Origin of the sequence: Amycolatopsis pretoriensis (genome assembly GCF_900107925.1) — a bacterium.
Classification (GTDB): Bacteria; Actinomycetota; Actinomycetes; order Mycobacteriales; family Pseudonocardiaceae; genus Amycolatopsis; species Amycolatopsis pretoriensis.
The window spans coordinates 423,721-436,524 of record NZ_FNUJ01000001.1; the positions used below are offsets into that span (position 1 = coordinate 423,721).

Below are 12,804 nucleotides of genomic sequence, written 5' to 3' on the forward strand. Positions count from 1 at the left end.
GTGTGGCGCGGTTTGAAGATCCCGTCGGCTGCCTCACGCGCCCGGCGACGACTTGACGGGAGGTACTCGGCCGACACTCCGGATGCCAACCTGAAGGGGCCCGGCGGAACGTCGCGCGGGTCGGCGCGGTCGTGGTGGATCGGGAGGATTCGGCCGAGCTGGAGCAGCTCGACTGGTCGGAGGATCGCGCGGTGCGTCAACGCGGACGGGTGATGGAACAGCCGGCCGTGGCCGTCGCCAGCAGCTTTCCCGCGGAGTCCTCCAAACGTGCTTCGGCGACCGCGAAGTTCCGGCCCTGATGCACCACCCGGCCGGTGACCGTGATCTCTCCTGTGTCGGCTCGAATGGCTTTGAGGAGCCGGATCGACAGGTCGAGGGTGCTGAATCGCGCCCCGGCGGGCAGGGTCGTGTGGACCGCGCAGGCGGCCGCCGAGTCCAGCATCGTCGCGTACACCCCGCCGTGGACCGTCCACATCGGATTGAAGTGGAACTCGCCCGGCAGCAGCCGGAACACGGTTTCGCCTTCAGCCGCCGCGACCAGGCGCAGGCCGATCAGGTCCATCATCGGTGCCGGCGGAACGTCGCCGCGAGCCATGGCCTTGAGGAACTCCAGGCCGGTCAGCTCGGCCGCCGCCGCGAACGCCTGCTGGTCGGCCCACGTGACGGTGCGCACGCGGTCGGTGGTCAGGTCCACGGTGTCTCCTCGAGGTCGGGGGTGGCGCCGGCGGCGGAGAGCGCGCTCGTCGCCGCCTGGATGCCGGCGTCCACGGCCGCGCGCAGCAGGTCCGGACCCCGTTCGGTGCGGCCGATCCGGGCGCTGCCCTGCGGGGGACGGATCTGCAGCGTGTCGGGATGCGTTGCCAGGAGCCGTTCTTCCTCGGCTCGGATGACGTCGCGGCGCAGCCACGTCGCCTGGGCGCCGCGCGCGTGCCGGGCGAACCACCGCGAAGCGACCAGCCGCTCGCCGCGCGAAGGAGGGGTCGCGGCGGGCTCGTCCAGACGTTTGGTCCGCAGGGCCACGACGTGGGTGGCCTGCTGCGCCACGGCGGTCCGGAAGGGGACTGCCTCGCTCACGCCCGCGTCGACGTACGTCCGTCCGCCGAGTTCGACCGGCTTGCCCGCCAGCAGTGGCATCGCCGTCGATGCCCGCAGCGCGGCTTGCAGCGACGTCTGGTCGACGATGTGGTCGTGCAGGTCGACGGCTTCGCCGGTCACGGCATCCGTAGCGATCGGATGGAACTCGACGGCGTTGCCGAGGACTTCCCGGAACCCCATCGGCATGACCTCGGTGTAGATGGTGTGGACCAGGTAGCCGGTGTCCACGACCGGACGGCCGCGCAGCGCGCGCACCGGCGCGATCGTCGCGCCCATGATGGCCCGGTCCCACCACGCGTGCATGGTGCTTTCGGCCCGGCCACACAGCAGCCAAGCCCCGTTGAGCGCACCCGCGGAGCTTCCGTAGACGGCGTCGAACGCCGGTAGCAGACCGAGTCGTTCGATGGCGACGGTCATCCCGCTCGAGTACGCGCCTCGCGAGCTCCCCCCTTCGATCACGAGCGCGAGCCGGGCGTCGTCGTCGCGGTGGCCCGGGGTGCTGCCGTGGTGCTTGCGGTCTCGCAGCAGCTGCAGGACGCTGTCGGTCACTGGTTCTCCTTGTTCGCCATGACACTTCTTTCACTCGTGACTGCGAGCAGGGCACCGGCGACGGTGGTCAGAGCGCCGAGGACCTGGATCGCGGTGAAGGACTCGCCGAGGAACAGGACCGAGGTGACGGTCCCGAACACCGGCACCGCGAACATGGTGGTGGTCGCGGTGACCGGGCTGACCGAGCGCAGCCCGTGGTAGTAGCAGAGGTACGCGATCGCGGTCGGGCCGATCGCGAGGAAAGCGACGTTCGCCCAGGTGCCGGCCGAGACGGCTGACCACTCGACACCACGAAGGGACGGCAGCGCCACCAGCGCGAGCGCCACCGCGCCGACTCCGGTGGCGTAGGTCGTGGCGCGCAACGGCTCGATGCCACGGAGCACCTTCTTGGACATGATGCTGTAGGCGGCCCAGCACGCGGCCGCGGCGAGAAAGGCGAAATCGCCCGCGAGGCGCGAGCCACTCACACCGCCGGTCCCGCTGATACCGGCGAAGAACACGACCGCGCCGCCGATCCCGAACGCGAGTCCGCCGACGCGCGTCCTCGAAGAAGGCTCTCGCCCGGTGACGAGGAAAAAGAGCGTCGTCAGCACGGGGCTCAGCACCGGCACGATGATGACACCGTCGAGGGAGGGTGCGAGGGAAAGGCCCCAGAAGAAAAAGAAGTTGTACGCGAACAAGCCGACCAGGCCGGCCGAGCCCGCGCGGGTCAGGTCGCGCCACGAAAAGCGCTCCGAGCCGGGCCGGAGGCGCAGCAGCACGAGGAGGATCACCGCGCCGCCGCCGAACCGCAGCGCCGCCGCGACGTCGTGGGGCAGCTCGCCGACGACGACCTTCGCGCTGGTGAAGGCCGAGCCGAACAACGCCATCGTGGTGAGCAGGGACAGGTAGGGGGTGACCTCGGTCCGCTCCCGTACGGCCGTCACGGCTGCTCCCACAGGTCGGTGGACAAGTACTTCAGTCCGGAGTCCGGGATGACGACGGCCACCGTGGCCCCCGCGAGGTCGCCGCGCAGCAGCCGGAGCGCGGCGGCGACGTTGGCGCCGGCGGAAAAGCCGGCGAAGATGCCTTCGCGGGTGGCCAGCAGCCGCGCCGTGGTCCGGGCCTCGTCGCCGGTGACCTGGAGGTGGCCGTCGAGCGGGACGTCGCGCAGGTGGGTCAGGTCGGCGCGGCCGAAGCCGCCACCCTGGATGGGGTGGTTCGGCCGGGAGGTGTCCCCGCCCGCGAGCGCGGCGGCGCCCGCGGGTTCGACGGCGTAGCAGCGGATGGACGGGTCGCGTACCTTCAGGGCGAGGGTGACGCCGGCCAGACCGCCGCCGGTGCCGACGAAGTCGGCGAACGCGTCCAGCTCACCGCCGGTCTGTTCCCAGATCTCCGGCCCGGTCCCGGTTCGGTGGGCGTCGACGTTGCCGCGGTTCTCGAACTGGTCCGAGCGGAACGCGCCGCGTCGTTCGGTGATCCGCTGCGCCTCGGCTTCGACGAGGTCCATGTCGGCGCCCGAAACGCGGCCGGGCACCGAGCCGGGTGCCTGGTCGACGAGCACGACCTCGCCGCCGAGCGCGGCGATCATCCGAGCGCGTTCGGCCGAGCTGCCGCGCGACAGCACCGCCACGAACGGGTGGCCGGTCACCGCACAGGCGATGGCGAGTCCGGCACCGGTGTTGCCGCTGGTCAGTTCGACCACGGGTTGGCCAGGCCGCAGCACGCCGGCGCGTTCGGCGTCTTCGATGATCCGCTTCGCGACCCGGTCCTTCTTGGAGCCGCCGGGGTTGAGGTACTCCAGCTTCGCCAGCAGAACGCCGTCGACGTCGGCCGAGAGCCGGTCCAGGCGCACCACCGGGGTGGCACCGACTGCGTCCAGCACCGTCGGGAGCACTCCGGCTGTTACTCTCGAATGACCAGTAGCGCTATCATCCATTCTCATGTCCAACGATAGCAGTGCGCGAAATCTGGCCAAGGTGCTGCGAGATGAGCTGAATCACTACTCGCGAGGCGAGAAGCTGCCGTCGAACCGGGCACTGGTCAACCGCTTCGGGGTCAGTCCGGTCACCGTGTCGCGGGCACTGGCGGTCCTCACGGCGGAAGGGCTCGTGGTGACGCGGCCGGGCGCCGGGGCGTACCGCGCGGAGCCCACCGCGCTCGAGCGGCGGACCATCGACACGTCGTGGCAGCAGGTCGCGCTCACCGCTGACGATCAACGCGGTGTCGTCGACGCCTCGGGGCTGAGCACGAACCTCGCCGTGCCGCCGCCGGGTGTCATCTCCTTCAACGGCGGGTTCGTGCACCGGTCGCTGCAGCCGGAACGGCCACTGGCCACCGCCTTGGCGGCAGCCGCTCGCCGGCCGGGGGCGTGGGAGCGGCCACCGCTGGAGGGGCTCACCGCACTGCGGACGTGGTTCGCCCGGGAATTGGGCGGTGGTCTCACCGCGGCCGAAGTGCTGATCAGCGGCGGGGGACAGGCCGCGCTGACCACGGCGTTGCGCGCGCTCGCCCCGCCGGGATCCGCCGTGCTGGTCGAGTCCCCGACCTACCCGGGCGCGCTGGCCGCCGCCCGCGCGGCGGGGCTGCGTCCCGTGCCGGTGCCGGTCGACGAGGACGGCGTTCGGCTCGACCTCCTGCGGGACGTCTTTGCCGCGACCGGGGCGAAGGTGTTCTACGCGCAACCGCTGTTCCAGAACCCGACCGGCGCCGTCCTGGCCCCGGACCGGCGTCGCGAGATCATCGAGGTCGTGCACGCCGCGGGCGCGTTCCTGCTCGAAGACGATTGGGCCCGCCACCTCGGCCACGGCGGACCGGTGCCGCCGCCGCTGGTCGCCGACGACCCGTACGGCGCGGTCGTCCACGTCGGTTCGCTGACGAAGGTGACCTCGCCCAACCTGCGGATCGCCGCGCTCGTCGCCCGCGGTCCGGTGCGTGAACGGCTGCGGGCGACCCAGGTCGTCGACAGCTTCTTCGTACCGCGCCCACTGCAGGAGGCCACCCTCGACCTCGTGGGCGCGCCTGCCTGGCCTCGCCACCTCCGTGCGCTCGCCGCCGGTCTGCGCGAACGTCGCGATGCCATGGCCGCCGCGCTGCACCGGGACATCCCCGACCTGGCGCCGGCCCGGCTCCCGGTGGGCGGGCACTACCTCTGGCTCCGGTTGCCCGAGGGAACCGACGAGACCACGGTCGTCTCCGCTGCCTGGAGAGCAGGGGTCGCCGTGTCGGCCGGACGCGCGTACTTCGCCGCGGAAGCCCCGGCCCCGTACCTGCGCCTGGCCTTCGCCGACACGGCGGGCGCGGAGGAGATCGGCGAAGGCGTTCACCGGCTTGCCACCGCGTACGCCGAAGCCGGCTGACCGACTCTCGGCCGCGCTCGCCCTCGTCGCGGGCGACCTGCCCGCACTGACCGCCGGCTCGAAGTTCCGCGTCCGCCGGCTGCTGGGTAAGGCCAAGGGCGGATCGTCACAGCAACCCACCGAGCCGCGCATTGTGTGCCGCGGCCGTGCGGTTGTGGACCTCCAGCTTGCGCATGGCCGAGCGCAGGTACGCCTTCACGGTCTCCAAGCCGAGTCCGAGCCGGGCGGCGATCTCGAGGTTGGCGGCGCCGACCTCGACCAGCCGCAGCACGTCGATTTCCCGCGGCGACAGGGAGAAGTGCGCCTCCGAGCGCGCCGGCTCCGGGGCCAGGTCCGCCCGGATCCGGTCCAGCCGCGCGCGGAGCACGGGATCGTCGGTGTCCCGGATCAGCGCGGTCAGCTCGGCGAGCGCCTCGCGCGACCGGTCGGCGGGTGCGCGTCCGAGCCGCCGCTCCACATCGGACTGGAGCTGTCCGGCGACCACGACCGCGCCGCGGACCGTCCGGTCGCCGATCGGGCTGCCTTCCCGCACCGCGCCGTAGAGCACACCGCCGACCTCGCCGCGAACGAGGACAGGCACGGCGAAGACGGACGTCAGCCCTTCCTGGCGGACCGCGTCGTCGTAGTCGTGGGTGATCGCCATGGTGGACGCGTAGTCGTTCACCCGGTACGGCGTGCGGCTGCGCAGCACGCAGCCGCCGAGTCCCTTGCCGGAACGCACGACCAGCCCCCGCAACGACTCCCCGGAGTTGCCCACCAGCCGGTCGAGGACCAGCTGCACGCCGGTGGCGTCCCGACGGGTCGCGCCGCCCAGCACGATCGGCAGCCCGGTCACCTTCCGCAGCCGCTCGAGCCGCTCGGGCAGCAGTTCGTCGATGATCTGCCGGGGTGTGGGGCCGTCGGCGTCCGGCCGGTTCATCCCGGGCTCACTCTCCGGCGGCGAAGATCATGCACGAGCTCGTCGCGTGCGCGAGGAGCCGGTCCGCCGGGTCGCGGATCTCGGCGTGCGCGAGCGCGGTGCGCCGGCCGCGGTTGAGCACCGTGCCGATGGCGCGGATCCGGCCGAGGTCGGCGGTGAGCGGGCGCAGGTAGTGCACGGACAGGTCCAGTGTGGTGTAGCCGTTGCCGACGGGCACGGTCGTCTGGACGGCGTACCCGGCGGCGCTTTCGAGCAGCGTCGCGGCGACTCCGCCGTGCACCATGCCGATGGGGTTGTAGAGGTGCTCGCCGAGCTCACCGGTGAGCACGGCGTGCCCGCGGTCGATCTCGGCGAGGCGGAAGCCGAGGGTCGCGGCGATCGGCATGATTCCCGCGTCGCCGGCGTCGAGCAGGTGCCGGCTGAACGCGAGTCCGTCCATCTCGCGGCTGAGCTCGGCGAGCTCTCGCGGATCGACCCAGCTGTAGGTCCGAGTGCCTTCCATGATCCTCCGTTCTAGAGCCCGAGCTCGCGGGCGATGAGCATCTTCTGCACCTCGCTGGTGCCTTCGCCGACCTCGAGGATCTTGGCGTCGCGGTAGAAGCGGGCGACCGGTGTTTCGTTGCTGAAGCCCATGCCGCCGAAGATCTGCGTGGCGTCGCGTGCGTTGTCCATGGCCGCGTTGGAGGAGACCAGCTTGGCGATCGCCGACTCACGCGTGAAGGGCTCGCCGCGCAGCATCTTCGCCGCCGCGGCGTAGTAGGCGAACCGGGCGGTGCGGGCGCGGGCCTCCATCTCGGCGATCTTGAACGCGATGGCCTGGTGCTTGCCGATGGGCTGCCCGAACGTCTCGCGTTCCTTCGCGTAGCGCAGGGATCCGTCGACGCAGCCCTGCGCGAGACCGGTGGCCAGCGCCGAGATCGCCACCCGGCCTTCGTTGAGGATCGAGAGGAACTGCGCGTAGCCGCGGCCGAGCTCACCGAGCAGGTTCCCGGCCGGGACGCGGACCGCGTCGAAACCCAGTTCCCGCGTGTCGGAGGCGCACCAGCCGACTTTCGAGTACGGCTTGGACACATGCAGGCCCGGGGAGCCCGCCGGCACGATGATGGTGGAGATCGCCTTGCCGCCGTCGTCGGCGGTTCCGGTCACGGCGGTCACGGTGACCAGCCCGGTGATGTCCGTGCCGGAGTTGGTGATGTAGGCCTTGGAGCCGGTGATGACCCAGTCGTCCCCGTCGCGGACGGCGGTCGTGCGTGCCGCGCCCGCATCGGAGCCCGCGCCGGGCTCGGTGAGGCCGAACGCACCGAGCACCCGGCCGCTGCAGAGCCGGGGGAGCCACTCCTGTTTCTGCTCTTCGGTGCCGAAGCGGTAGATGGGCATCGCGCCCAGGGAGACCCCGGCTTCGAGGGTGACCGCCACCGACGAGTCGACCCGCGCCAGTTCCTCCACGGCGACGCACACCGCGAAGTAGTCACCGCCCATGCCGCCGTACCGCTCGTCGAAGGGCAGGCCGAACAGGCCCATGTCACCCATCTTCGCGACGATGTCGTAGGGGAACGCGGCTCGTTCGTAGAGGTCGCCGATCACCGGCGCGACTTCGTCGCGCGCGAAGGCTTCGACGATCTTGCGCAAGTCCTCATGCTCGTCGCTGAGCCGGTTGTCGATCACGGGTTCCTCCTTCGATGCCGGCAGCTGCCGGTGTGCGCTCGACACGGCCCACGTTAGCGGCCGTTAACGCGGGCAGCCAAGGATTACCCCCGTTCAAGGGTAGCGACGGCCGACCGGGCGAGGCACAGTGACGGAAGTTGTAACGCTGTTCCGTATCGATGTTCCGTAACGTCTGTCCAGATCGGGAGCCGGGTGTTAACATCACGCTGTGCCTCGGGTGAAGCAACGCACCGACGCCCTCCGCGAGCGCGGTGTGGCCAGTGCGCTGGCGGTGCTCGCCGACGAGGGCGTGGCCGGGCTGACCACGAGGTCCGTCGCCCGCCGCGCGGACGCGTCCGTCCCGGCGATCTACGAGGTCTTCGGCGACAAGGCCGGCCTCATCCGCGAGGTCTTCTTCGAGGGTTTCCGGATGCTGGGCGACGACCTGGCGGCGCTGCCTGCGGACACCGAGCCGCGCGAAGCCCTCCTCGCCCTCGCCGAGGCGTTCCGCCGCTTCGTCGTCACCCGTCCGGTGCTGGCCCAGATCATGTTCTCCCGCCCGTTCGTCGACTTCGACCCCACCGGGGACGAGGACAAGGCCGGCGTCAAGGTGCGCAGGATCTTCGTCCGGCGGGTCCGGGACGCCGTCGACGCGGGCGTGCTCGCCGGAGACCCGACCGACCTCGCCCACGTGTTCTTCGCCTACGTCGAAGGCATGGCCACCGCCGAAAGCGCCCGCCGGCTCGGCTCGTCGAAGCACTCGGTCGACCGTCGCTGGCGGCTCGGGCTCACCGCGCTCGTCACCGGTCTCGCTCCCGCGCGCCGCACGCGCTCCAAATAGGACTCACCACCTCTCGCCGCCGCCCGGCTGATTGCCGGGGGCAGGCCTCTCGCAGCTCAGGAGAACCCCATGGCTGTCGGCACGTCCACGCCCGGCCTGTTCGACCTCACCCCGACCGAGGACCAGCGGCTCATCCGGGACACCGCCGCCGAGTTCGCCGCCGAGCAGCTCCGCGACCGCGCGGCCGAGGCCGACACGCGCCACGGCGCCCCCGACGACCTGGTCGCCAAGTCCGCCGAACTCGGCCTGACCCTGCTCGGCGTGCCCGAGGAGCTCGGCGGCGTGGCCACCGCGCGTGCGGCGGTCACCTCGATCCTGGTCACCGAAGCCCTCGCCACCGGCGACATGGGACTCGCTGTGGCGTGCCTCGCCTCCGCCGCCGTCAGCACCGCGCTCGCGCGGTGGGGAAGTGGTGACGCCCAGGCCACGTACCTCCCGCGGTTCGTCGGCGCCGACGTGCCGGTCGCGGCCCTCGCGATCGCGGAGCCACACGCTCTGGCCGACCCGTTCGAGCCGCACACAGTGGCGCGGCGAGCGCCGGGCGGGTTCGTCCTCGACGGCGCCAAGTCGATGGTCGTCCGGGCGGCGCAGGCCGAGCTGTTCGTCATCTCGGCGCACCTGGAAGGCGGCGGCCCCGCCCTGTTCATGGTCGAGGCGGACACGAGCGGCCTGACTGTGACGGCTGATCCCGCGATGGGGGTCCGGGCCGCCGGCCTGGGCCGGGTCGACCTGACCGACGTCCACGTGCCCGAGACCGCCCTCCTCGGTGAGGCCTACGCAGAATGCGTGCGCCTGTCCCGGCTGGCCTGGTGCGGGCTCGCCGTCGGTACCGCCCAGGCCGTGCTCGACTACGTCATCCCGTACGTCAACGACCGCGTCGCGTTCGGCGAACCGGTCAGCCACCGCCAAGGCGTCGCGTTCACCGTCGCCGACATCGCCATCGAGCTGGAGGCCATGCGGCTGGCCACCTACCGCGCGGCCGCCCGTGCCGACGCGGGGCTGCCGTTCGCCCGGGAGGCCGCGCTGGCCCACCGGTTGTGCGCGGAGAAGGGCATGCGCATCGGCAGCGACGGCGTGCAGCTGCTCGGCGGGCACGGCTACGTCCGCGAGCACCCGGTCGAACGCTGGTACCGCGACTTGCGCGCGGTCGGCGTCGCCACCGGCGGCGTGCTCGTCTGAACCCCGGTACTCAAGGAGAAACCCGTGATCAACCTCGAGGTGCCGGAAACGCTCGCCACTGTGGTGAGCCAGGCCCACCGCGCCGCGGCCGAGATCCTCCGGCCCGGCTCGCGCCGCAACGACCGTGCCGAACACACCCGGCCCCCCGAACTCGACGTGCTCGGCCCCCTCGCCGACCACCTGAGCGCGTTCGGCCCGGGCGGCGGCCCGAAACCCGCGAACAAGGCGGAAAACCGCAACGGCAGCAACCTCACCAGCGTGCTCGGCATCATGGAGATGTGCTGGGGCGACGCGGGCCTGCTGCTGTCGCTGCCCCGGTTGGGCCTGGGCAACGCCGCGATCGCCTCGGTCGCGAACGAGGAGCAGGCGAAGCGGTTCGCCGGCAAGTGGGCGGCGATGGCGATCACCGAACCGGACTGCGGATCGGACTCGGCCGCGATCCGCACCACGGCCGCCCTCGACGGCGACGAGTACGTGCTCGACGGCGAGAAGATCTTCGTCACCTCCGGCGAGCGCGCCGACGTCGTCGTGGTGTGGGCGACGCTGGACAAGTCGAAGGGCCGGGCGGCGATCAAGTCGTTCGTCGTGGAGAAGGGCACGCCGGGGTTCGAGCTGGTGCGCCTGGAGCACAAGCTCGGCATCCGGGCTTCCGACACCGCGCACTTCCGCCTCGAGAACGTCCGGGTGCCCCGGGAGAACCTGCTCGGCGACCCGGAGATCGACGTCCGGCGCGGTTTCGCCGGCGTCATGCAGACCTTCGACAACACCCGCCCGCTGGTCGCGGCGATGGCCGTGGGCGTGGCCAGAGCCGCGTTGGACGAGACCCGCCGGCTGCTCACGGACGCGGGACTGACCATCGACTACGACCGCGCGGGCCCGCGTCAGCCCGCGGCCGTCGCGGCTTTCATCGCACTGGAAGCCGACTACGAGGCGTCCTACCTGCTGACACTGGAAGCCGCGTGGATGGCCGACAACGCCCGGCCGAACTCGTTGCCGGCATCGATGGCCAAGGCCAAGGCCGGCCGCTGCGCCACGGACATCACCCTGCGCTGCATCGAGCTCGTCGGCAGCCTCGGGTACTCGGAGGATTCGCTGCTCGAGAAGTGGGCCCGGGACGCGAAGATCATGGACATCTTCGAAGGCACGCAACAGGTCCAGCAGCTCATCGTGGCCCGAAGGCTGCTCGGGAAGTCCTCGACGGAACTCAAGTAGGGTGCTGTCCACAGTGGAAGAGCGGATCGTCGTCCGGCCGCCGCGCCCCGGGGATCACGGCTCGGTCGGGGGATTCCTCATCGGACTGTCGTTGGTCAGCCGGTACCACCGGTTCTTCTCCGGTATCCGAAACATCACCGCCGAGCTGGTCGACGCGATGCTCACGGTCACCTCCACCCAATGGGTGCTGCTCGCGCTCGACGGAGAAACCGTGGTCGGCCACGCGATGGCCGTCCGCGCCGACGGGCAAGCGGTGGACATCGGCGTCGTCGTCGCCGACGCGTACCAGTACCGGGGCGTCGGCAGAAGGTTGGCGCACGAGTTGTCGGCTGTGCTGACGGCGTCCGGTTCGACCCGGGTGCGCTGCGACGTGCTTCAAGAGAACCAGGTGGTACTGGAGTGGTCACGGAGGTTCCTCGCCGACAGCCGGCTCGAACCCGACGGTGAAACGATCACCGTGTGCGGAACCCTTGCCGGATATAAGGAGATCGGATGCTCAGCCGCCGGGCCGGCCGCAACCGCGCCCTCGGCGAAGCCGGTGTGACCGATCGGTCCGGCGGCCCGCATCGCCTCCCCGCTCGGGGCTCAACCCCAGGTGACACGCCGCAGCCGGATCACCAAGCGGTCTGCGAAACCTGCGGCGTTGCGCTGAATGGATCGCGCAGCAGCCGCGAGAATCCGAGCTCGCCCGCGCCGAGCAGGGTGGTGTCGTCACCGAGAGCCGACACACTCAGGCGTACTCTTTCCTTCGCCACCGGGAGCACATTGCGTGCGACGCGACTACGTACTCGCGGCAACACACCGGCGTACACATCCCGCAACATCCCACCGAAGACGACCACAGCCGGATTGAACAGATTGATGAGATTCGCCACGCCGATGCCCAGCCAATCCCCGACGTAATCGAGCGCGTCCCGAGCGTCGGCATCGCCGGCGGCCGCGTCGTCGGCCACCGCCCGCACGGCGTCACGACCGAAGACGCCCGCCGGCCGGCCCGCGGCGTCCAGCAAGGCCCGCTCACCGGCTTCGGCCTCCAGGCACCCGCTGGAGCCGCAGCCACAAGGTCGTCCGCCGTGCGGGTTGACGACCATGTGGCCCAGCTCGCAGCCGTACCCCGCGTCGCCGTCCAGCACCGTGCCGCCGACGATGATCCCACCACCGACGCCGACGTCGCCGTGCAGGTAAACGAGGTTCTGCACCCCCATCCCGGCACCACGAAGGTGCTCCGCGAGCGCTCCGAGATGCGCCTCGTTTCCCACCAGCACGCGCTGCCCCAGACCCAGCCGGCGTGCCAGTTCGGCGCCGAAGGCCTGGTCGACCCAGCCGAGGTCGGGACCGAACCGGACGACCCCGTCGTCGGGACGGATCATTCCGCAGTACGAGGCCCCGAGCCCTACGCACGTCGACGTCGACGGCGCCGCCTCGGTCAGCTGGCGGCCGAGCTCTGCCAGCGTCGTGACCACGTAGTCGAGATCGACGCCGGACCGGTGCCGGGCGGCGACCTTGCGGTCGAGGATGACGCCGCCGAGGCCGATCCGGGCGGCGACCAGCCGGTCCACCGCGACGTCGAACGCCAACACGTGGATCCGCTGAGTCTCCGGCCGCACGATGGGCGACGGACGACCCTGGTGCCGGTTGTCCGTCTGCGACACCTCCCGGACCAGGCCTGCCGCGCTCAGTTCCGCCGTCAACTGCTTGATCGTGCTGCGATTGAGGTCCATCCGTCTCGCGAGTTCAGCTCGCGAAATCCCGCCACTCAGGTGCACAAGGCGGAGGAAAGCGCCGCGATTGTGCCGGCGCATCTCGTCCTGGTCCAATCCGATCCTCGAACCGCCCCAGGGCGTCAACAGATCCATATCGTGTCCGATGCCTAGAGTGCCCTGGCCAGACTGGCACCATGGGGCGCTCCGTGCAATCCCGCGACGCGGCCGCGTCTCGCGATCTTGATGTCAGGTGGTCGAGGTTTCACCGGCACGACCGGCAGGGAGACCGAGTTGGCGAGGCATGCGGCCCGGGGCGGGCTGCAA

The 12,804-nt window shown here is 71.2% G+C and carries 13 protein-coding genes; 5 read left to right on the forward strand and 8 right to left on the reverse strand.

Annotated features, from left to right (window positions below; all coding sequences use genetic code 11):
* Positions 1 to 196: 196 nt before the first annotated feature.
* From BLV96_RS02015 to BLV96_RS02030, 4 genes are read right to left on the reverse strand one after another with little or no spacing between them, the layout of a single operon-like run.
* Positions 197 to 694, reverse strand: coding sequence for a PaaI family thioesterase (locus tag BLV96_RS02015; protein WP_244180010.1), 498 nt, complete (start codon positions 692 to 694; stop codon positions 197 to 199).
* Positions 685 to 1,644, reverse strand: a complete 960-nt coding sequence (locus tag BLV96_RS02020) for a patatin-like phospholipase family protein (protein ID WP_086679105.1) — start codon at positions 1,642 to 1,644, stop codon at positions 685 to 687. Before BLV96_RS02020 ends, BLV96_RS02015 begins: the two co-directional genes overlap by 10 nt.
* Positions 1,641 to 2,570 (reverse strand): DMT family transporter, encoded by a 930-nt coding sequence (locus tag BLV96_RS02025; RefSeq protein ID WP_208608105.1) that lies wholly within the window; start codon positions 2,568 to 2,570, stop codon positions 1,641 to 1,643. Before BLV96_RS02025 ends, BLV96_RS02020 begins: the two co-directional genes overlap by 4 nt.
* Positions 2,567 to 3,508: a PLP-dependent cysteine synthase family protein gene (locus BLV96_RS02030; protein WP_208608106.1), complete on the reverse strand. Its 942-nt coding sequence runs from the start codon at positions 3,506 to 3,508 to the stop codon at positions 2,567 to 2,569. The genes BLV96_RS02025 and BLV96_RS02030 overlap by 4 nt, the downstream gene beginning before the upstream one ends.
* Before the next feature lie 58 nt (positions 3,509 to 3,566).
* Here BLV96_RS02030 and BLV96_RS02035 point away from each other — a divergent pair, with 58 nt between their 5' ends.
* Positions 3,567 to 4,982, forward strand: a complete 1,416-nt coding sequence (locus BLV96_RS02035; protein ID WP_086679107.1) for an aminotransferase-like domain-containing protein — start codon at positions 3,567 to 3,569, stop codon at positions 4,980 to 4,982.
* A 106-nt stretch (positions 4,983 to 5,088) separates the two neighbouring features.
* Here the strand turns inward: BLV96_RS02035 and BLV96_RS02040 are convergent, their stop codons facing one another.
* From BLV96_RS02040 to BLV96_RS02050, 3 genes are read right to left on the reverse strand one after another with little or no spacing between them, the layout of a single operon-like run.
* Positions 5,089 to 5,901, reverse strand: a complete 813-nt coding sequence (locus BLV96_RS02040) for a LuxR C-terminal-related transcriptional regulator (protein ID WP_086679108.1) — start codon at positions 5,899 to 5,901, stop codon at positions 5,089 to 5,091.
* Between the two features lie 7 nt (positions 5,902 to 5,908).
* Positions 5,909 to 6,403, reverse strand: a complete 495-nt coding sequence (locus tag BLV96_RS02045; protein ID WP_086679109.1) for a PaaI family thioesterase — start codon at positions 6,401 to 6,403, stop codon at positions 5,909 to 5,911.
* Between the two features lie 11 nt (positions 6,404 to 6,414).
* The gene (locus BLV96_RS02050; protein ID WP_086679110.1) at positions 6,415 to 7,566 is read right to left on the reverse strand and encodes an acyl-CoA dehydrogenase family protein; all 1,152 of its coding nucleotides are present in this window, start codon (positions 7,564 to 7,566) and stop codon (positions 6,415 to 6,417) included.
* Between the two features lie 208 nt (positions 7,567 to 7,774).
* On the opposite strand from BLV96_RS02050, the gene BLV96_RS02055 reads away from it, so the two are divergent.
* From BLV96_RS02055 to BLV96_RS02070, 4 genes are all read left to right on the forward strand, one after another.
* Positions 7,775 to 8,386 (forward strand): TetR/AcrR family transcriptional regulator, encoded by a 612-nt coding sequence (locus BLV96_RS02055; RefSeq protein WP_086679111.1) that lies wholly within the window; start codon positions 7,775 to 7,777, stop codon positions 8,384 to 8,386.
* Positions 8,387 to 8,455: 69 nt separating this feature from the next.
* On the forward strand, positions 8,456 to 9,565 hold the full coding sequence (locus tag BLV96_RS02060) for an acyl-CoA dehydrogenase family protein (RefSeq protein WP_086679112.1): 1,110 nt from the start codon (positions 8,456 to 8,458) through the stop codon (positions 9,563 to 9,565).
* Positions 9,566 to 9,589: 24 nt separating this feature from the next.
* Positions 9,590 to 10,777, forward strand: a complete 1,188-nt coding sequence (locus BLV96_RS02065; RefSeq protein WP_086679113.1) for an acyl-CoA dehydrogenase family protein — start codon at positions 9,590 to 9,592, stop codon at positions 10,775 to 10,777.
* Position 10,778: 1 nt separating this feature from the next.
* Positions 10,779 to 11,321 (forward strand): GNAT family N-acetyltransferase, encoded by a 543-nt coding sequence (locus BLV96_RS02070; protein WP_086679114.1) that lies wholly within the window; start codon positions 10,779 to 10,781, stop codon positions 11,319 to 11,321.
* Between the two features lie 70 nt (positions 11,322 to 11,391).
* Here the strand turns inward: BLV96_RS02070 and BLV96_RS02075 are convergent, their stop codons facing one another.
* Positions 11,392 to 12,633, reverse strand: coding sequence for an ROK family transcriptional regulator (locus BLV96_RS02075; RefSeq protein ID WP_208608107.1), 1,242 nt, complete (start codon positions 12,631 to 12,633; stop codon positions 11,392 to 11,394).
* Positions 12,634 to 12,804: the final 171 nt, after the last annotated feature.

Bases quoted from the DNA above. Each gene is read 5' to 3' on its own strand.
- BLV96_RS02060 (WP_086679112.1), top strand. From the start codon at position 8,456: ATGGCTGTCGGCACGTCCACGCCCGGCCTGTTCGACCTCACCCCGACC.
- BLV96_RS02075 (WP_208608107.1), bottom strand. From the start codon at position 12,633: ATGGATCTGTTGACGCCCTGGGGCGGTTCGAGGATCGGATTGGACCAG.
- BLV96_RS02045 (WP_086679109.1), bottom strand. From the start codon at position 6,403: ATGGAAGGCACTCGGACCTACAGCTGGGTCGATCCGCGAGAGCTCGCC.
- BLV96_RS02035 (WP_086679107.1), top strand. From the start codon at position 3,567: ATGTCCAACGATAGCAGTGCGCGAAATCTGGCCAAGGTGCTGCGAGAT.
- BLV96_RS02040 (WP_086679108.1), bottom strand. From the start codon at position 5,901: ATGAACCGGCCGGACGCCGACGGCCCCACACCCCGGCAGATCATCGAC.